Source organism: Cupriavidus sp. USMAHM13 (assembly GCF_001854285.1).
Taxonomy (GTDB): Bacteria; Pseudomonadota; Gammaproteobacteria; order Burkholderiales; family Burkholderiaceae; genus Cupriavidus; species Cupriavidus malaysiensis.
The window spans coordinates 2511552-2530993 of the sequence record NZ_CP017751.1 but is presented as its reverse complement, the minus strand read 5'-3'; the positions used below and the strand labels follow the sequence as shown (position 1 = coordinate 2530993).

At 71.5% G+C, this 19442-nt stretch carries 17 protein-coding genes; 6 read left to right on the top strand and 11 right to left on the bottom strand.

The genetic code is table 11. The features are described 5' to 3' along the window. The first annotated feature begins 59 nt into the window (after window positions 1–59). From BKK81_RS11125 to BKK81_RS11115, 3 genes are all read left to right on the top strand, one after another. The gene (locus BKK81_RS11125; protein WP_071012840.1) at window positions 60–2279 is read left to right on the top strand and encodes a rhodanese-like domain-containing protein; all 2220 of its coding nucleotides are present in this window, start codon (window positions 60–62) and stop codon (window positions 2277–2279) included. 3 nt (window positions 2280–2282) lie between these two features. After that, window positions 2283–3308: a succinylglutamate desuccinylase/aspartoacylase family protein gene (locus BKK81_RS11120; RefSeq protein WP_071012838.1), complete on the top strand. Its 1026-nt coding sequence runs from the start codon at window positions 2283–2285 to the stop codon at window positions 3306–3308. A 118-nt stretch (window positions 3309–3426) separates the two neighbouring features. Beyond that, entirely contained in the window at window positions 3427–4278 is an 852-nt protein-coding gene (locus BKK81_RS11115) for a transporter substrate-binding domain-containing protein (RefSeq protein WP_071012836.1), read from the top strand. 60 nt (window positions 4279–4338) lie between these two features. Here BKK81_RS11115 and BKK81_RS11110 read toward each other — a convergent pair whose 3' ends face one another. From BKK81_RS11110 to BKK81_RS11065, 10 genes are all read right to left on the bottom strand, one after another. Continuing rightward, entirely contained in the window at window positions 4339–5778 is a 1440-nt protein-coding gene (locus BKK81_RS11110) for an FAD-dependent oxidoreductase (protein WP_071012834.1), read from the bottom strand. A gap of 10 nt (window positions 5779–5788) precedes the next feature. Then, window positions 5789–6985, bottom strand: coding sequence for a cystathionine beta-lyase (metC, locus tag BKK81_RS11105; protein WP_071012832.1), 1197 nt, complete (start codon window positions 6983–6985; stop codon window positions 5789–5791). Next, the gene (locus BKK81_RS11100) at window positions 6982–7608 is read right to left on the bottom strand and encodes a cysteine dioxygenase family protein (RefSeq protein ID WP_071012830.1); all 627 of its coding nucleotides are present in this window, start codon (window positions 7606–7608) and stop codon (window positions 6982–6984) included. The genes metC and BKK81_RS11100 overlap by 4 nt, the downstream gene beginning before the upstream one ends. A 14-nt stretch (window positions 7609–7622) precedes the next feature. Next, window positions 7623–8537: an amino acid ABC transporter ATP-binding protein gene (locus BKK81_RS11095; RefSeq protein ID WP_083384065.1), complete on the bottom strand. Its 915-nt coding sequence runs from the start codon at window positions 8535–8537 to the stop codon at window positions 7623–7625. Further along, window positions 8524–9339, bottom strand: coding sequence for an amino acid ABC transporter permease (locus BKK81_RS11090; protein ID WP_071012829.1), 816 nt, complete (start codon window positions 9337–9339; stop codon window positions 8524–8526). Before BKK81_RS11090 ends, BKK81_RS11095 begins: the two co-directional genes overlap by 14 nt. Continuing rightward, complete coding sequence (locus tag BKK81_RS11085; RefSeq protein ID WP_071012827.1) at window positions 9329–10075, bottom strand: amino acid ABC transporter permease; 747 nt, start codon at window positions 10073–10075, stop codon at window positions 9329–9331. Before BKK81_RS11085 ends, BKK81_RS11090 begins: the two co-directional genes overlap by 11 nt. Beyond that, window positions 10072–11358 (bottom strand): aminotransferase class I/II-fold pyridoxal phosphate-dependent enzyme, encoded by a 1287-nt coding sequence (locus BKK81_RS11080; RefSeq protein WP_071012825.1) that lies wholly within the window; start codon window positions 11356–11358, stop codon window positions 10072–10074. Before BKK81_RS11080 ends, BKK81_RS11085 begins: the two co-directional genes overlap by 4 nt. Then, entirely contained in the window at window positions 11355–12800 is a 1446-nt protein-coding gene (locus tag BKK81_RS11075) for an FAD-binding oxidoreductase (RefSeq protein ID WP_071012823.1), read from the bottom strand. The genes BKK81_RS11080 and BKK81_RS11075 overlap by 4 nt, the downstream gene beginning before the upstream one ends. Window positions 12801–12820: 20 nt before the next feature. Further along, window positions 12821–13702, bottom strand: coding sequence for a transporter substrate-binding domain-containing protein (locus BKK81_RS11070; protein WP_071012821.1), 882 nt, complete (start codon window positions 13700–13702; stop codon window positions 12821–12823). Between the two features lie 84 nt (window positions 13703–13786). Beyond that, window positions 13787–14623 (bottom strand): transporter substrate-binding domain-containing protein, encoded by an 837-nt coding sequence (locus BKK81_RS11065; RefSeq protein WP_071016363.1) that lies wholly within the window; start codon window positions 14621–14623, stop codon window positions 13787–13789. Between the two features lie 337 nt (window positions 14624–14960). On the opposite strand from BKK81_RS11065, the gene BKK81_RS11060 reads away from it, so the two are divergent. Then, window positions 14961–16325, top strand: a complete 1365-nt coding sequence (locus BKK81_RS11060) for an LLM class flavin-dependent oxidoreductase (protein ID WP_071012820.1) — start codon at window positions 14961–14963, stop codon at window positions 16323–16325. 50 nt (window positions 16326–16375) lie between these two features. Here the strand turns inward: BKK81_RS11060 and BKK81_RS11055 are convergent, their stop codons facing one another. Beyond that, the gene (locus BKK81_RS11055) at window positions 16376–16975 is read right to left on the bottom strand and encodes a nitroreductase family protein (protein ID WP_071012818.1); all 600 of its coding nucleotides are present in this window, start codon (window positions 16973–16975) and stop codon (window positions 16376–16378) included. Between the two features lie 365 nt (window positions 16976–17340). On the opposite strand from BKK81_RS11055, the gene groES reads away from it, so the two are divergent. Both groES and groL read left to right on the top strand, forming a co-directional pair. Continuing rightward, entirely contained in the window at window positions 17341–17631 is a 291-nt protein-coding gene (gene groES, locus BKK81_RS11050; protein WP_071012816.1) for a co-chaperone GroES, read from the top strand. A 122-nt stretch (window positions 17632–17753) separates the two neighbouring features. Continuing rightward, a complete protein-coding gene (gene groL / locus BKK81_RS11045) occupies window positions 17754–19388 on the top strand; it encodes a chaperonin GroEL (RefSeq protein ID WP_071012814.1) in 1635 nt (544 codons plus the stop codon). Window positions 19389–19442: the final 54 nt, after the last annotated feature.

Sequence of the window (19442 nt, the reverse complement as noted above, 5' to 3'; positions counted from 1 at the left end):
CATGAGGTTACTCGAATCCCTTCGTTGGTCGCCGGCGGGGCCGCTGCTAGAGTCGTCGCATGAACGCTCCCATTCCTCCTCTCGCACTGTCGGCCGGCCATGATGTGGCCAGCCGGCGCCATGCGGCCGTGGCCGCCTTCCTTGCCGAAGCCAAGCGCCTGCTCGAGGCCGCGCCGGCCGACCGCGCCAGCCTGCAGCCGGTGGCGCAGGCGCTGGAGCGCCTCGGCCTGCAGCGCGAGCTGTTTCCGGCCGAGCATTTCCCCGTGTCCGCCGACAATCCGGCCCAGGTCTACCGGCTGGCCGAGGACGTCGATGGACGCTATGCGCTCTACGTCTCGGCCGGACAGCCGGGCAAGGCGCAGCCGCCGCACGACCACACCACCTGGGCCATCATCGCCGGCATCGCCGGCAACGAACGCAATGTCTTCTACCGTCGCGAGCGCACCGAGGACCCCGCGCGCGACAAGCTGGTCGAGACCGGCCGCAGCGAGGTCGTGCCGGGCACGTCGGTCACCCTGCTGGGCGACGATGTGCACACCATCGAGCTGATCGGCGGCGAGGCCGGCCTGCATCTGCATTTCTACGGCCTGGCGCTGGACCGGCTGGCGCGGCGCGTGGTGTTCGAGAGCGCCGAGGGCGGCAGCTACCGGCATTTCGGCCCGCCCAAGCGCATCGCCCATGCGGTGATCGCGCCCGCCGCGCTGAAGGCGGCGCTGGCCGACGGTGAGGAGATCGCGCTGCTGGACGTGCGCGAGACCGGTGTCTTTATCCGCGGCCACCTGCTGCTGGCGGCCTCCGCGCCGTTGTGGCGGCTGGAGCTGCTGATCGATCGCCTGGTGCCGCGGCGCGATGCCCGCATCGTGCTGACCGACGGCGGCGCGGAGCACGACCGGCTGGCGCATGAAGCGGCGGCCAAGCTGGTGCGCCTGGGCTGGGGCAACGTCTCCGTGCTGGCAGGCGGCAGCGCCGGCTGGGCCGAGGCCGGCTATGAGATCTTCAGCGGCAGCAACGTGCCCAGCAAGGCCTTCGGCGAAGTGATCGAGCACGAGCGCGGCACGCCCTGGATCGATACCGAGGAACTGCACCGGCTCGTCGAAGGCGGCGAGGACATCGTGGTGGTCGACAGCCGCACCACCGAGGAATTCGCCGATTTCAGCCTGCCGTTCGCGCACAGCCTGCCGGGCGCGGAGCTGGTCTACCGCATCGGCGAGCTGGCACCGCGGCCGGAGACCCTGGTGGTGGTCAATTGCGCCGGCCGCACCCGCAGCATCGTCGGCGCCCAGACGCTGATCGACGCCGGCGTGCCGAACCGGGTGGTCTCGCTCAAGGACGGCACCATGGCCTGGCTGCTGGCCGGCCGCAAGCTGGCGCACGGCCGCCATACGCCCTTGCCGGAGCCGGGCGAGACGGCGCTCGGCGCGGCGCGCGAGCGTGCCGAGCGAGTTGCCGCGCGCGCCGGCGTACGGCGCCTCGACGCCGCCGGGCTGGCGCGCCTCGAGGCCGAGGCCGCGGCGCGCACCCTGTACCGCTTCGACGTGCGCTCGCGCGCCGAATACGAAGCCGGCCACCTGCCGGGCTGGCGCTGGGCGCCGGGCGGCCAGCTGGTGCAGGCCACCGACGAGTATGCCGCCACCCGCCGCGCGCGCATCGTGCTGGCCGACTGGGACGGCGTGCGCGCGCTGACCACCGGCGCCTGGCTGGCCCAACTCGGTGCGCATGAGGTCTATGTCTACTCGCCGCCGGACTACGCCGAGGTGGTCACCGGCCCTGAACCGCTGCGCGTGCTGCGGTCGCGCGCAGCGGCCGCGCTGGTCTCGCCGCGCCAGGCCGAGGGCCTGCTCAAGTCCGGCGCCGCGCGCCTCTACGACGTCGAACGCCGCGCGGCCTACGAAAAACGCCACGTGGCCGGCGCCTGGTTCGCCGTGCCGGACCGGCTGGAGGCCCTGACGGCCGACCTGCCGGCCGGGCAGGCGGTGTTGCTGACCTCATCGGATGGCGTGCTGGCGCGTGTCGTCGCCGCCGAGCTGGCGGCGCGCAGCGGCCGCGACGTGCGTGCGCTGGCGGGCGGCACCAATGCCTGGGTGGCCGCCGGCCTGCCCGTCGAAAACGGGGGCAAGGGCGTGCTGACCGGCGACGATGACCACTGGTACAGCCCTTACCTGCATGCCGACGTGGCCTTGCGCGATGCCGGCTTCCAGACCTACCTGGACTGGGAGGTGGGCCTGGTCGCCCAACTCGAGCGGGAGGGGGATATCGGCATCCGCCTGCTGGCTGACTGAGCGATGGCGGTGGAACACAAGGCGGCGATCGCCTCGCCGGTGCAGAGCGAGATCGACTTCGACCGCGCGAGCGGCAAGCAGGTGGGCTACCTGCGCCTGCCGCACTCGTCGCACCGTTCCGCCTATGGCTGGCTGCCGATCCCGGTCGCCACCATCGGCGACGGCGACGGGCCGGCTGTGCTGGTGATGGCCGGCAACCACGGCGACGAGTACGAAGGGCAGATCCTGGTCGCACGCCTGATCCGCGAACTGGCGCCGGCCGCCGTACGCGGCCGCCTGATCCTGCTGCCGATGGCCAACTATCCGGCCGCCCGGGCCGGCCTGCGCACCTCGCCGCTGGATGGCGGCAACCTGAACCGCAGCTTTCCGGGCGACCCGCGCGGCACGCCCACGCAGGTGATCGCCGACTACATCGAGCGGGCGCTGCTGCCGCGCGTGCAAGTGGTGATCGACCTGCACTCGGGCGGCAGCTCGCTGCAGTATCACGGCGCCACCCTGTTCGCGCAGCGCGATCCCGATCCGGCGCGCCAGCAGCGCGTGCTGGAGGCGATCCGGGCCTTCGGCCTGCCGCTCGGCTTTGTCAACGACAGTCCCAATCCGGTCGGCCTGCTGGCCGCCGCGCGCCGCCACGGGGTGCTCGGCTTGCTCACGGAACTGGGCGGAGCCGGCAGCGTGGACGCCGGAGTCCTGGCCACGGCCTGGCATGGCCTGCTGCATCTGCTGGGCCACCTCGGCGTGCTGCAGGGCGCGCTGGTGCCGGCGGCGCCGCCGGGCGAGACGCGGCTGCTGCGCGTGGACCGGGCACAGCACTACGTCTACGCCCGCGACGACGGCATCTTCGAGCCGCTGGTCCGCCTGGGCGAACGCGTCGAGGCCGGGCAGCCAGCCGCCCGCCTGCATGCGCCGGACCTTCCGGAGCGCGAGCCCGCGCTGGTGCGCTTCGCCGCCGGGGGCATCGTGGTGTGCCGCCGCGTGCCGGCGCTGACCGAGCGCGGAGACTGCCTGTACCAGCTTGCCGACGACCTGTAGCCAACGCCCTTGTAACCAACGCCCCTGTCACCAACGGCCAACGCGTTGCGCACGCCGCGCCGGCAGGACCTGGGGCCCTTGCCGGCGCGGTATCCCATCCCTTCCGACGGACTTTCCCATGAGCAGACTTCCCGGGCCACGCGGCCTCGCCGCGCGAGCCTTGCATGCCGTGCTTCCCCTGGCCTGGCTGGCCGCCGCACCTTCGGCGCAGGCCGATGCCACGCTGGAGCGGATCCACGCGCGCGGGCGCATCAGCATCGGCGTCATCGTCAACGGTAACAGCGCCTTCGGCTCGATCGATCCGGCCACCGGCCAGCCGGTCGGCTTCAATCCGGAGCTGGCGCGCAAGCTGGCCAGCGAGCTCGGGGTGCAGGCCGACCTGGTGCCGGTGCTGCCGACCAACCGCGTGCAGTTCCTGCAGCAAGGCAAGGTCGACCTGCTGGTGGCGAGCATGCTGCTGACCCCGGAGCGGGCCGCGCTGCTGGACTACGTGCCGACCCCGTACTACCGCAACGGCGGCACCGCGATCTTCCTCAAGCGCAGCGGCATACGCCGCTGGGAAGATCTGCGCGGCAAGGCGGTCTGCCTGTCGCAGGGCAGCAGCTATGCCAAGCCGGTGGCGTCGGTCTACGGGGGGGAGGTCAAGGGTTTCAAGGGCATGTCCGAATCGCTGCTGGCATTGCGCGGCGGCGCGTCCTGCGTGGCGGCGGTGCATGAAAGCCTGACCCTGAACCAGCTGGTGGCGCACGACCCGGAATGGCGCGACTACGCCGTGCTGCCCGACGAGGTCGATCCGGCGCCCCAGGTGGCCTGGGTGCGCAAGGGCGAGAAGGACACCGTGGCCAGCGTGGACCGTATCCTGCAGCGCCTGCACGGTTCCGGCTGGCTGCTCGGCCTGGAGGCGCGGCTCGAACTGGTGCCGCGCTCGCCGTTGCTGGCGCAGCTGCACCGGCAGTACGGCGGCAAGTAAGCGCCTCGCACCGCGTGGGCCGCGGTGCGAGGGAGCTTGCCTGGCCGTGCCTGTCGACCCCTACGCGCGCCAGACGGCGTTGGCGTACAGCTCGGGACCGAAGTCCGGCGCCACCTCGACCCGCGCCCGCGCTTCGTGCAGGTCCAGGTCGGCCAGGAACAGGTCCCGGCCGATGCGGTGCACGATGGCGGGGATGTCGCGCCGCATGCTGGGGATGTCGCCCAGGGGGGCGCCCACGCTGGCATAGCCGGCCGGGTTGAACACATGGATGGCGCTCAGCCACGGCGCCGAGCCGGGCGTCTTCTCGCAGTACTCCAGGCCGCTGCCCAGGTAGGGCGAGGCGCCCAGCGCGTCGTCATGCTCCGCGGCCGGCGGCGTATAGCGGTCGCGCCAGCGTGCGATCAGCGGCGCGATGGCCGCCAGTTCGGGCCGCTGGGCCGGATCGCTGCTGTAGCCGGTGCCGGCGATGACGAAGTCGAAACCGAAGGCACGGCCGTTGACGTCCGCCAGCACGCGCCTGTCCTCGATGCGGGCGGTCTCCCAGGGCGCGCCGAGATGCAGGTGGAAGCCGGCATGGGCCAGCACGCGCTTGACCGCGTCGGCGGGCGGGGTGGAGCCGGCGCGGCGGTAGCGCCAGGCATGGTGCCAGCGATGCGCGTCCGGCAGCGCCGGGAAGTGGTCGTAGAAGCCGGCATAGCCGCGCGGCTTGGCCACGGCACGGGCGGCGAGGTGGTCGCGGCGGGCGAACAGGTGCACCGCTTGCGCGCCGGCTTCCAGCGCTACCGCGGCAGCGTCGAAGGCGGAGGCCGCCGCGCCGATCACGGCCACGGTCTTGCCGGCCAGCGCGGAGAAATCGATGGGGTCGGCGGTGTGGGCCGCCAGTCCCGCCGCCACCGCCGGCCGCAGCCAGGCCGGCACCAGCGGTGCGCCGTTGCCGGCCACGCCGTTGGCCAGGATCAGCTTGCGCGTGGTTTCGGTGCGCACCACGCCGCCGGCCTCGATCTGCAGCGCAAGCCCGGGCACCTCGCCGCCCTCGACCGGCGCGATGCCGAGCAGGCGAGTGCCATAGCGCACCTCGATGCCGAGGAAGCGGCGGAACCAGGCCAGGTAGCCGGCCCAGTCGGTGCGGGCAATGCGGTCCAGGCCGGCATAGGCCGCCTGGCCGTGGCGGGCTTCGTACCAGCTCTGGAAGCCGAGCGCGGTGTGGCCGAGCTCGGGGCCTACCAGGTTCTTTACGGTGCGCAGCTGATGCATGCGCGCGCGCGTCAGCCAGACGCCCGCCTGCGAGGCATCCGGCGCGGCGTCGATCACCGCGACGCCGCCGATGCCGGCACGACGCAAGGCGAACGCAAAGGCGCTGCCGCCCTGGCCGCCGCCGACGACGAGCACGTTGTGGTCGAAGCCGGCGCGCTGCGGCACCCAGTTTTCCGGCGCGGGACCGAGCAGGCGCAGGGCTTCGCGCGCGGCCTGGTCGGGATCGTTGTTGGCAGGGTCGCTCATGCCGCCGTCCTCAGGCAAGGGTCAGGTGAAAGGCCTGGTCGAGGTCGGCCAGCAGGTCGCGCGGGTCTTCCAGGCCGATGTGCAGCCGTATCACCGGGGCGTCGCCTTGCCAGCTGCGATGCTCGCGCAGCCGCTCCGGCGCGGCGATCAGGGCCAGGCTTTCGTAGCCGCCCCAGGAGGCGCCCAGGGCAAACAGGCGCAGGGCATCGACGAAGGCCGCCGCGCGGCTGGCGTCGCCGCCGCGCAAGGCGAACGAGACCAGGCCACTGGCGCCGCTGAAGTCGCGCCGCCACAGCGCATGGCCCGGATCCTCGGGCAGGGCCGGATAGAACACCCGGCCGACCTGGGGATGCGCCTGCAGCCACTGCGCGACCTCGGTGGCGTTGCGCTCATGCTGGGCCAGCCGTACCGGCAGCGTGCGCAGGCCGCGCAGCGCCAGGTAGGCGTCGTCCGCGCCGACCGTCAGGCCGAGCGCTTCGTGGGCGCTGGCGATGCGCTCGGCCAGCGCCGGGCTGTCGACCACCACCGCACCCTGCATCACGTCGGAATGTCCGGCGATGTACTTGGTCGAGGCCTGGATCGAGAGGTTGGCGCCGAGGCGCAGCGGCTGCAGGAACCAGCCGCCGCTCCAGGTATTGTCGACCGCGACCGGCACGCCGCGGGCGCGCGCGATGGCCGTCAGCCGCGGCAGGTCCAGCACCTCGAACAGCAGCGAGCTGGGCGACTCCAGGTAGACCAGGCGGGTTTCGGGACGGATGCGCGCGTCGAGGTCGTCATGCGCCGGGGAGAAGTATTCCAGCGTGATGCCCAGCCGCTGCAGCAGGGTCTTATCCACGCGCCGCACCGGTGCGTAGACGCTGTCCGAGACCAGGGCGTGGTCGCCCGGTCCCAGCAGGCCCAGCAGCACCAGCGTGATGGCCGACAGCCCGGACGGCGCGAGGAAGGCGCGATGGCCGCCTTCCAGCGTGGTCAGCGCGTCTTCCAGCGCCTGGTGGGTGTCCAGCCCGTGGCGGCCGTAGGTGGCGATGCGCTCGCCGGCCGCGCGGCGGTGGTGGCGTGCGTCCAGCTCCTGCTGGCTGGCGAAGCGCACGGTGCTGGTGCGCACCACCGGCACGTTGACCGGGCCGGCGCCGTCGCGCAGCGCCGGCGCGCCGGCGTGCAGCAGCCGGGTGGCGGCGCGGTCGCTGTGATGGCCGGGCGCGCTCATGCCGCCACCTGGCTCGGTTGCATCTGGGTGGCGTTGTAGTTCACCACCTCACCGCTCTCCAGGCGCACGCCGTAGCGGCCGGTCAAGGCCTCCAGCGGCCGGCCGTAGCAATGGAAATGCAGCGTGGGGGTGTCGCCCGCCACGTGGATGCTGTGGATGTCGTCGGCCAGGAAGGCGATCGGCGCGCCCGCTTCCACGGTCTGTTCGCGCACCAGCTCGAGACTGGCGAAGGCAGGGTTGCTGCGGTCGTCGGTGCGGCGGTAGACGCGGTTGAACTCCTGGCCTTCGATGGCCACGATCACGGCCCAGGTGTCATGGTTGTGCGGGATGGTGGTCTTGCCCGGGCGGATCGAGTTCAGGTACAGGGCGATGCCGTCGCCGGTGTTGCCGTCGCCGTTCAGCCAGTAGCGCGTCGAGGCGCCGCTGGCGGTATCGGCCGGCGGCGGGAAATCCTCGCGCGGGAACAGCTCGCGCTGGCTGGCCAATGCCTGCAGGCGCGTGGCGATGGCATCCAGGGCGGCGCGGTCCGGCGTGCCGGCGGCGAGCGCGCGGATGTCGGCCAGGGCGGTGGCGACCGCGGCGCGGCGGGCGGCCAGGCGGTCGGAAGATGCGGTGAGGCTCATGTTCGATGACTCCGTCAGCGGGGAAGGGAGGCGGTGGAAGCGGTGGAAGCCGTGGATCCGGTAGAGGCGGCAGGTGCGGCGGGTGCAGCCGCCGGCACCGGGGCGAAGGCGGCGTCGAACTCCGGCGGCAGGCGCGGCACCGCACCGAGCGCGCGGCGCAGGAAGGCACGGGTGCGCTCCTGCGTCGGCTGGCCGAAGATCTGCGCCGCCGGCCCGTGTTCGACGATGCGGCCGGCCTCGGTGAAGTAGATATGGTCGCTGATCTCCGCGGCGAAGCGCATTTCGTGCGTGACCAGCACGCAGGTCATGCCATCCTCGACCAGTTCGCGGATCACCGTCAGCACCTCGCCCACGGTCTCCGGATCCAGCGCCGAGGTGACCTCGTCGAACAGGATCAGCTCGGGCCGCATCGCCAGGGCGCGGGCGATGGCCACGCGCTGCTGCTGGCCGCCCGACAGCTCGCCGGGATAGGCGCGCGCCTTGTCGGCCAGCCGCACCCGCGCCAGCAGGGCATGGGCTTCGCGTTCGGCATCGGCGCGCGGCCGGCCGATCACGCGGGTCGGCGCGATCACCAGGTTCTCCAGCACGGTCAGGTGCGGGAACAGGTTGTACTGCTGGAAGACGAAGCCCACGCGCTTGCGCAGCGCGATCAGCTCGTCCTCGCCGCGCAGGCTTTCGACCGCGGTCCCGCCCACGCCGATATGGCCTTGCTGCGGGCGCAGCAGGCCGGTGATGCAGCGCAGGATGGTGCTCTTGCCCGAGCCGGAGGGGCCGATGATGGTGACGGCCTCGCCGCGCTTGACCTCGAGGTCGATGCCCTTGAGCACTTCATTGGCGCCGAAGCGCAGGTGGACGTCCTGCAGCCGCACCAGCGGCGCGGCCTCGGTGGCGCCGGGCTCGCGGCGCAGGAAGGATTCAGTGGCGTTCATGGCGGCGTTCCAGGGCGCGCGTGGCGCGCGCGATGGGATAGCAATAGGCGAAGAAAAGGGCCAGCAGCGTGAAATAGACCAGCACCGTGAAGTCGGTGCGCGCCACCGTGTTGCTGGCGACCTGGGCGGTGTCGACCACGTCGTGGACGCCGACCAGCGAGGCCAGCGAGGTGCTCATGGTGATGCTGGCGTACAGGTTCATCCACGGCGGCAGCATGCGCCGCAGGCATTGCGGCAGCACGATCAGGCGGAAGATCTGGCTGCGCCGGAAGGCCAGCGAGTGGGCGGCCTCCCATTGCGCGCTCGGGATCGACAGGATGGCGCCGCGGAAGATCTCGGCGACGTTGGCGCTGGCCGGCAGGGCCAGGCCCAGCACGACCTTGATCCAGTCGGGGAAGGGCAGTGTCCACTGCACCAGGTGCAGCTCGAAGGGAAACACGTAGGTGGTGAAATAGACCAGCACCAGCACCGGCGCGTTGCGGAAGGCCTGCACCCAGGCGCGCGTGGCGCCGCGCAGCAGCGGGTTGGCCGACAGCGACAGCGCGCCGATCAGCAGGCCGGCCGCGGTGCCGAGCGCCATGGCCAGCACGCTGATCTCGATGTTGGCCCACAGGCCGCGCAGCAGCGCCGGCGTCCACGTCCACAGATGGCGCAGGGCCGCCGGCGCGCTGCCGCTCGCGTTCCAGTACAGCACGAGCGCCGCGGCCACGGCCAGGAACGGCATCCAGGGATCGCGCAGCAGGCGCAGCGCGCGCGGCCGGGCCTGTCGTGCGGGCGCCTGGGCAAGGGAATCACTGGCCATAGCCGGGCATCCTCAGGTGTTGTTCCAGCCAGCGGCCGGCGCGGCTGACCACCCAGGTCAGCAGGCCGAACCAGGCCAGGATCAGCAGCAGCAGCTCGAGCACGTTGTCGCGCTGCGTCCAGATCATGATCGATTCGTAGGTCACGTCGCCGACCGCGATGGCGGAGGCCACGGCGGTCATCTTGACCAGGTCGACCAGGTTGTTGACCAGCGCGGGCAGGGCGAAGCGCAGCGCCAGCGGCAGTTCCACCCGCAGCAGCAGCTGGCGGCGCGAGAAGCCGAGCGAGCGCCCCGCCTCCAGCATGACGCGCGGCACCGCCTCGATGCCGGCCCGCAGCGCTTCGGCGTGGAACACGGCCTTGTGCAGGGCCACCACCGCGACCACCCAGAAGAAGGGCGTGAGTGGATTGCTGCTGCCGTGCCCGTTGAGATGCTGGGTGATCAGCATGTTCAACACCAGGAAGGCGCAGTAGAGCTGCACCAGGGTCGGCGTGTTGCGCGTCAGCTCGACGAAGGCACGCGCCGGGCGGGACAGCGCGGCGCGGCCGGAGGTCAGCATCGCCGCGAGTGCGACGCCGGCCAGCAGGCTGCAGGGAATGGTTAGCAGGCAGAGCTGCAATGTCACCACCAGGCCATGCAGGAAGGCCGAGCGTTCGCCGGCGTCGAGCACGAAGGCGTAGTTGAGCCCCAGCGGCTTGAGCGCCGCGACGGCGGTGGCCAGCCACTGGTCGATCATGCGGCGGCCTCCTGCGGTAGCGGCGCGGTGAGCGCGTCCGCATCGACCGTGCCCGCCGCATCCGCTGCATTCGCCGGGGACGAGAGCGCCGCGACCGCGCGCGCGATGCGGCGCAGCGCTTGCTCCAGCACCGCGTCGGCGACGGCGAAGGACAGGCGGAAGTAGGGCGACAAACCATAGGCGCCGCCGTCGACCACGGCCACGCCCTCGCTGTCGAGCAGCCATTCGACGACATCGCCATCGCTGGCCAGCGGGCGCCCGTCCGGGCGCACCTTGCCGATCAGGCCGGCGCAGTTCACATAGGCGAAGAACGCCCCCTGCGGGGCCAGCAGCCGCAGGCCGGGGATGGCGTTGATGGCTTGCGCGGTCAGTGCGGCGCGGCGCGCGTAGGCCTCCCGCGCCTGGACCACGAAGGCCTGGTCGGTGGCCTCCAGCGCGGCCGCCGTGGCGGCCTGGCCCAGGGCGCTGGCGCCGGACGACACCTGCGACTGGATCGCGGTCATGGCCTGCACCAGTTCGGCGGGGGCGATGCCCCAGCCGATGCGCCAGCCGGTCATGGCATAGGTCTTGGACGCGCCGTTGACCAGCAGCGTGCGCTCGCGCAGGTCGGGCGCTACCTGCAGCCAGTGCGGGCCCGCCGCGACGAAGCGGATCTGCTCGTAGATCTCGTCGAGCAGCACCAGCACCTGCGGGTGGCGGCGCAGCACCGCCGCCAGTGCGGCCAGCTCCTCGCTGCCGTAGACGGCGCCGGTCGGGTTGGCGGGCGTGTTCAGCACGAGCCAGCGCGTGCGCGGCGTGATGGCGGACTCCAGGCGGGCGGCGTCGAGCTTGAAGCCGCTGCGCTCGTCGCAGGGCACGATCACCGGCGAGCCGTCGTTGATGCGTACGATGTCGGGGAAGGACGGCCAGTAGGGGGCCGGCAGCAGGACCTCGTCGCCGGCATCCAGGGTGGCGGCGAAGGCGCTGTAGATGACCTGCTTGCCGCCATTGGAAACGAAGACCTCGGCGGGCGTGACGGCCAGGCCGGGCTCGCGCGCATAGCGGTTGGCGATGGCGCGGCGCAGCGCGGCGGTGCCGGCGGTGGGCGTGTACCTGGTCTCGCCCCGCGCCAGCGCTGCCACCGCGGCCTGCTTGATGGCTTCGGGAGTATCGAACTCGGGTTCGCCGGCGGTCAGGGCCAGGACGTCGCGGCCTGCGCCGGCGAGGGCGGCGGCGCGCTGGCCGGCCGCGGCGATCGGCGACAGGCGCACCCGGCGTGCGCGTTGGGAAAGCGGGAAGGTCATGGTGTCGAGGTGTCGGGTTGGGACTCCGGCAGCACCTTGCCGGGGTTGAGCAGGCCGAGCGGGTCGAAGGCCTGCTTCAGCCGTCGCATCAGGTCGAGTTCGACCGCGCTCTTGTAGCGCGGCAGTTCGTTGCGCTTGAGCTGGCCGAGGCCGTGCTCGGCGCTGATCGAGCCGCCGTGCGCATGCACGCTGTCATGCACCAGGCGATGGATGGCGGTCTCGTCGGCGAACAGCGCGGCCGGGGTGGAGGCGAGGGCGTGCGAGACGTTGTAGTGCAGGTTGCCGTCGCCCAGGTGGCCGAAGGCGACCGGGCGCACGCCGGGGAAGGCGGCCTGCAGCGCGGTGGCGGTGGCTTGCAGGAAGGCGGGGATGCGCGAGACAGGCACCGAGATATCGTGCTTGAGGTTGCCGCCGTCGCGCTGCTGGGCCACACCCAGCGCCTGGTCGCGCAGGCGCCACAGCGACTGGCTCTGCGCCACGCTGGCGGCGATGGCGGCATCGGCCACCAGGCCATCCTCGATGGCCTGCCCGACCACCGCCTCGAAGCGCGCACGCGCGTGCGCCTCGCCTTCGCTGTCGGACAGCTCCAGCAAGGCGTACCACGGCTGCGTGGCATCGAGCGGGATGGCTTGCTCGGGCACGTGCCGGGCGACCAGGCCCAGCGCGGTGTCGGAGATCAGCTCGAAGGCGGTCAGCGCGGCGCCGAAGCCGGCGCGCGCCCGCGACAGGAAGCCGATGGTGTCGCCGATGGCGGGGAAGGCCAGCAGCGCGGTGAGCTGGAGCGCGGGCTGTGGGTAGAGCTTGAGCGTGGCTGCCGTGATGATGCCCAGCGTGCCTTCGCTGCCGATGAACAGGTCGCGCAGGGCATAGCCGGTATTGTCCTTGCGCAGGCCACGCAAGCCGTCCCAGATCTCGCCGTCGGCGGTGACCACTTCCAGGCCCAGCGCCAGCTCGCGCGTATTGCCATAGCGCAGCACCTGGGTGCCGCCGGCATTGGTGCCGAGATTGCCCCCGACCGTGCAGCTGCCCTCGGAGCCGAGGCTGAGCGGGAACAGCCGCCCGGCCTCGCGTGCCGCTTCCTGCAGCCGGGCCAGCACGACGCCGGCCTCGGCGGTGATGGTGTCGTTGTCGGTATCGACCGCGCGGATGCGGTTCAGGCGGCCCAGTGACAGCAGCACCGCGTGCCCGCTGGCATCCGGCGTGGCGCCGCCGACCAGGCCGGTATTGCCGCCCTGTGGCACTATCGGCGCGCGATGCGCGCGGCACAGGCGCACCACGGCGGCGACCTGGGCTGTGTCGGCGGGACGGACCACGGCCAGCGCGCGCCCGTGCAGGCGGCCGTGGCGGTCGGTCAGGTAGCCGGCGGTATCCTCCGGCGCGGTCAGCACATGCGCTGCGCCGAGCGCGTGGCGCAGGCTGGGAAGCAGTTCTTCCATCGTCATGCTTCAGGTGTCCTGGCGCGTCATGGCTTCTTGCCCTCGGTGAAGACGGCGAAGTCAGCGGGCGCGGTGTCGTACCTGCCCTGCTGCGCCCGTGCATTGGCCGGCTTGATGTAGGCGCCGTCGGGCACGCCGGACTTGCGCGCGGTGGCGAGCAGGAAGCCCGAGCGGTGCCAGTCGCGGATCGCCTGGTCGACGAAAGCCACGGTGTCTTTCTCGCCGCGGCGGGTCCAGACCACGGTCGGCGAGGGGATCAGCTGTTCCTCGGTGGCCAGCGTGAAGTCCTTCCATTCCTCGGCGCTGGGGCCGTGCAGGGTGTGGTACAGGGCAGGCTGGATATGGACCGAGGCCGCGCAGGTGCCGCCCTTGAGCGCCAGCAGCGATTCCGGAATGCCGCGCAGGCCCTTGACGATGGCGCCGTAGCGCTCGGCCAGCGGACGGGCGAAATTGCTGCCCTGGGAGACGCAGGCGACCTTGCCGCGCAGGTCTTCCCAGCGCCGGATGCCGCTGCGCCTGGACACCACGGCAGCACCGCCGACCAGGTCGTAGGGGGTCGGCGCGAAGTCGAGGATCTCGCTGCGTTCCTGCGTCCACTGGATATTGGCCACCAGCAGGTCGACCTTGCCGGCCTGCAGGAACTGCACGCGCGTGGAGGCCGTGACGGGCACGGTTTCCAGCGTCACGCCGAGGCGGCGCGCGAGGTCGGCGGCGAGCTCGGTCTGGTAGCCGCCGGTCTTGCCGGTGGCGGTGTCGAGCTGGCCGAAAGGCGGGCTGGCGCCGTCGATGCCGACCGAGAGCTTGCCGCGCTGCTTGATCTTGTCGAGGGTGGCGTCGGCATGGGCCGCGCCGGCGCAGAGCGCCAGCGCGGCGCAGAGAAGGGGCGAAAGAAAACGGGAGGCGGTCATGGCTGCGGGGTGAGGCGGCCTGCCGGCGTGGACGGCGCGGCAGGCGTCAGCGGACGTGCAGGCGGACATGCAGGCGGACGCGAATTAGGAGGACTGCTTGAAGCGGGCCTGCAGTTCGGGCAGCAGGGGCTGCGGCGGCGCGATGCCCAGGCGTTTCTCGGTGGCGATCAGCCAGCCGCTGCGGTGCCATTCCCGCACGATCTTGTCGACCGCGGCGATGGTGTCGGCCTCGCCCTTGCGGGTCCACACTACCGAGGGCGCCGGCAGGATCTCGCTGGGGATTGGCGCTGCGTAGTCGGCCCACTCGGGATTGCCGCGCAGTTGCGGGTGGATCAGCGTGGCGTCGTGCACGGCTGCGACGCACTGGCCGCCGCGCAGGGCCAGCAGCGATTCGGCGGCGGTCTTGTACCCGCGCACGCTGGCACCGTACTGCTCCTGCAGCGGCTTGATATAGCTGCTGCCCTGGGATGCGCACACGGTCTTGCCGCGCAGGTCTTCCCACTGGTGGATGCCGCTGCGCTTGAGGACGGCCGCGGTGCCGCCGACGCGGTAGAAGGGCGTGGGCGCGTAGCCGAGCAGCTCGCCGCGCTCGGGGTTGTATTCCATCGAGGCGATCAGCAGGTCGACCTTGCCGGCCTGCAGGAACTGCACGCGGTTGGAGGGCTGGACCTGCACCAGTTCCGCCTCCACGCCCAGCCGCCTGGCCAGGTCACGCGCCAGTTCCGGGTTCCAGCCGACCAGTTGCTGGGTGGCGGGGTCGACCGAGCCGAACGGGCCGCCGCTGGCGCCGACGCCGATGACCACCTTGCCGCGCTGCTTGATGCGGTCGAGGGTGGCGTCGGCACGGGCGGTGCCCAGGGTCAGCAGGGAGAGCGCGAGCAGCGCGGCGGCACGGCGGGGCAGGGAGGGGGAGCGTGGCATGGTGGCGAGCAAGAAAAAGCAGATGCAGGAGGGGCGATGCTAGTGCCGCCGGGCCCTGCCACGAAGGAAGCATTGCGGATATCGATATGCGCCCGGGCGCGGCGCACCGCGCATATGCAAGCGCGATTTGCTTCGTTGCCGGCGCGTGCCGGCAGGCGCTATGTTGGCGCGCAGCAGCCGGCCCGGACGCCGGCGGGAGGACCGTGCCGGAACGGCCTCCGGCAGCGCGCGCGATGGCCGTCCAGGTCTTGCCCGGGCGGTGGCGCGCGTACCGAATCGGCGGCGCCTGCCCGGGCGGCCCGCCTGAGAACCCAAGGACCAAAGGAGCGCGGCCACCATGGCAAGACGCAATGAGCAGATGCGCCTCGGTGCATTCCTGTACCCCAGCGGGCACCATATCGCCGCGTGGCGGCATCCCGAGGCCAAGGCCGACGCGGGAATCGATTTCCGTCACTATGCCGCGCTCGCCCAGGCCGCCGAGGCGGCCAAGTTCGACCTGGTGTTCCTCGCCGACGGTGTCGGCACGCGCGGCGACGACGTGGAGTTCCTGAGCCGCACCGCGCACAGCTACCAGGCCCAGTTCGAACCCATCACCCTGCTGTCGGCGCTGGCTGCCGTCACCGAGCGCATCGGGCTGGTCGGCACCGCCTCGACCAGCTTCAACGAGCCCTATCACATCGCGCGCAAGTTCGCCTCGCTCGACCATCTCTCGGGAGGCCGCGCGGGCTGGAACCTGGTGACCTCGTCCAGCGAGCACGAGGCGCGCAACTTCAACCGGGTGCGGCACTTCAGCCACGAGGAGCGCTACCAGCGTGCCGAAGAATTCGCCGACGTGGTCAGCGGCCTGTGGGACAGCTGGGAGGACGATGCCTTCCTGCGCGACAAGGCGAGCGGGCGCTACTACGAGCCGGCGCGGCGCCACGTGCTGGGCCACCGCGGCCGGCATTTCAGCGTGCAGGGGCCGCTCAACGTCGCGCGTCCCCCGCAGGGGCAGCCGGTGGTGGTGCAGGCCGGCTCCTCCGAGCCCGGCAAGGAACTGGCCGCGCGCCGCGGCGAGGTGGTCTTCACCGCCCAGCAGACCCTGGAAGATGCTGTGGCTTTCTATGCCGATCTGCAGGGGCGGCTGGCCGGCCACGGCCGCCGGCCCGAGGACCTGAAGATCCTGCCGGGCGTGTTTCCGGTGGTGGGGCACAGCGAGGCCGAGGCGCGCGAGAAGTTCGAGCAGTTGCAGGCGCTGATCGATCCGGTGGTCGGGCTGGCGCTGGTGTCGGCCCTGACCGGGGCGGACCTGTCCGCGTATCCGCTCGACGGGCCCATCCCGGAGCTGCCGCCCACCAACGGCAGCAAGAGCCGCCAGGGCCTGATGCTCGACCTGGCGCGGCGCGAGAACCTGACCATCCGCCAGCTCTACCAGCGCGTGGCAGGCGCGCGCGGCCACTGGCAACTGGTCGGCACGCCGGCGCAGATCGCCGATGCGCTGGAGGAGCGCTTCCAGGCCTATGGCGCGGACGGCTTCAACGTGATGGCGCCGGTGCTGCCCGGCGGCCTCACCGACTTCATCGAACTGGTGCTGCCGGAGTTGCGGCGGCGCGGCCTGTTCCGTACCGACTACAGCGGCACCACGCTGCGCGAGCATCTCGGCCTGCGACGGCCGCCGCATCCGGCCGCGCGGCGACGGGCCGGCGCCGCGGATGCCGCCTGAGCCCGCGCGTGCCAGGCTGCCTGCGCGGTGCGAGGCAACCTGGCCGCCGCTCAGTCTTCGGCGAAGGCAAAGCGCCCTTCGCTGACCAGCCGCGCCAGCGGCAGGCGCTCGTTGGGCTGCTCGCGCGCCTGCAGCGCCTCGGGCAGCAAGGACTTGTCGCCCTGCCGGCCGATGGCCACCACCGCTTCGATGGCGTAGTCCTCGGGAATGCCGAGCGCCTCGCGCAGGCGCGCCTTGTCGAAGCCGCCGATGCCGTGGGCGTGCCAGCCCGCCGCGGTGGCCTGCAGCGCCAGGTTGGCCCAGGCGGCGCCGGCGTCGAAGGAATGCGTGGCGACCGGCTGCGGCTCGCTCTTGCCCGGCGCTGTCCAGGTCTTGCGCGACAGCACCGCCACCAGCACGGCCGCGCGCGCGGCCCAGCCCTGGTTGTACTCCGACAGCGAGGCGAAGAGCGGCTGCCAGTCCGGCGTGTCGCGCCGCGCATAGATGAAGCGCCAGGGCTGCGCGTTGTAGCCGGACGGTGCCCAGCGTGCGGCCTCGAAGAAGCGCAGCAAGGTCTGCGGCGCGATGGCTTCCGCCGTGAAGGCGCGGGGCGACCAGCGCTGCAGGAACAGCGGATCGATGTCGTGGTCGGCTTGGCGTGGCTGGGTCATGGAGGCTCCTTGGGGCGGATGAGGGATAGGGCGGCGGTCGCTGCTGCTGTGGCTTCGATCGCTGCCGCGGTTACCGTGCAGGTGGGAGCCTTGCGCAAGCCCGTGCAAAAGGGAAGCGGGAAATCCGCATGAGCTTGCGAGGAATCCTTCGAACGGTGCACGGCGGCAAGAAGGCACCTGCTGCACGGTGCCATGCCGTGCTGTGTGCTGCGCGACGGGCGCCTATGTAAATGCGAAATGATCAGTTCGCGCGTGCCGGGGGGGCTTCCTATACTTTGGCACTCGTTCGCAGGGAGTGCTGATGGCCGGCACCGCGCCGATCCCGGCCTCCCGCGCCCGCCCGATTTCCCTGGAGCCCAGAACAGATGAGCCTTCGCCCATTGCATGACCGCGTGATCGTCAAGCGGTCGGAAAACGAAACCCGTACCCAGTCCGGCATCGTCATCCCGGACAACGCCGCCGAGAAGCCCGACCAGGGCGAGGTGGTGGCGGTCGGTCCCGGCCGCCGCAACGAAGCCGGCGAGCGTATTGCGCCGGACCTGCGCGTGGGCGATCGCGTGCTGTTCGGCAAGTACGCCGGGCAGGCGGTGAAGATCGGCGGCGAGGAGCTGCTGGTGCTGCGCGAAGAGGACGTGGTCGCGGTGGTCGAGCGCTGAGCGCGTCGCGCGCAGCGGCAAGCCCCACGCAGAACGAAAGAAGCGATCGGGATCATCGGCACGATGGAGAACATCGGCACGATCGGAACCGGATCAGGAAGAAAGGACAAAGGAAAGCAGAGATGGCAGCGAAAGACGTAGTGTTCAGCGACGCAGCACGGGCCAAGGTGGTCGAAGGCGTCAACATCCTGGGCAACGCGGTCAAGGTCACGCTGGGCCCGAAGGGCCGCAACGTGGTGCTGGAGCGCAGCTTCGGCGGCCCGACCGTGACCAAGGACGGCGTGTCCGTGGCCAAGGAGATCGAGCTGCAGGACAAGTTGCAGAACATCGGCGCGCAACTCGTCAAGGAAGTCGCGGCCAAGACCAGCGACAACGCCGGCGATGGCACCACCACGGCGACCGTGCTGGCCCAGGCCATCGTGCGCGAGGGGGTGAAGTACGTGGCGGCCGGACTCAATCCGCAGGATCTCAAGCGCGGCATCGACAAGGCGGTGGCCGTGGCCATCGAGGAGCTGCGCCGCATCAGCAAGCCCACCACCACCAGCAAGGAGATCGCCCAGGTCGGCACCATCTCGGCCAACGGCGAGAGCGCCATCGGCGAGCGCATCGCCGAGGCCATCGACAAGGTGGGCAAGGAGGGCGTGATCACCGTGGAAGACGGCAAGTCGCTCGGCGATGAGCTGGAGGTGGTCGAGGGCATGCAGTTCGACCGCGGCTACCTGTCGCCCTATTTCATCAACCAGCCGGAGAAGCAGATCGTCGCGCTGGAGCAGCCCTACCTGCTGCTGGTGGACAAGAAGATCTCCAGCATCCGCGACCTGCTGCCGGTGCTGGAGCAGGTGGCCAAGGCCGGCCGGCCGCTGCTGATCGTGGCGGAAGACGTCGAGGGCGAGGCGCTGGCCACGCTGGTGGTCAACAATATCCGCGGCATCCTCAAGGTGGCCGCGGTGAAGGCGCCGGGCTTCGGCGACCGCCGCAAGGCCCTGCTGGAAGACATCGCCATCCTGACCGCCGGTACCGTCATTTCCGAGGAGATCGGCCTGACGCTGGAGAAGGCCGGGCTGCATGACCTGGGCCAGGCCTCGCGCGTGGAGATCGGCAAGGAGAACTCCACCATCATCGGCGGGGGAGGCGAGGCGGCGCGCATTCAGGCGCGCGTGCAGCAGATCCGTGCCCAGATCGAGGAAGCCAGCTCGGACTATGACCGCGAGAAGCTGCAGGAACGCGTGGCCAAGCTGGCCGGCGGCGTGGCCGTGCTCAAGGTGGGTGGCGCGACCGAAGTCGAAGTGAAGGAAAAGAAGGCACGCGTGGAGGACGCGCTGCACGCTACCCGCGCAGCCGTGGAAGAAGGCATTGTCCCCGGCGGCGGCGTGGCGCTGATCCGTGCCCGGGCGGCCGTGCGCGGCGTCGCGGGAGCCAACGCCGACCAGGAAGCCGGCGTGAAGATCGTGCTGCGGGCGCTGGAAGAGCCGCTGCGGCAGATCGTCGCCAATGCCGGCGAGGAAGCCAGCGTGGTGGTGGCGCGTGTCGCCGAAGCCAGCGGCAATTTCGGCTACAACGCCGCCACCGGCGAGTACGGCGACCTGGTCGAGGGCGGCGTGGTGGACCCGACCAAGGTGACGCGCACCGCCCTGCAGAACGCGGCGTCGGTGGCGGGCCTGATCCTGACCACCGATGCGGCGGTGTTCGAGCTGCCCAAGGGCGAGGAGCCGAGCGTGGCACAAGGGCCGGGTGCCGGCGCCGGGCTCGACTTCTAGAGCACCCGTCTTTCCCTTTCTCCGCTGTTTCCCCGGGTGCCTGGCAGGCCCCGG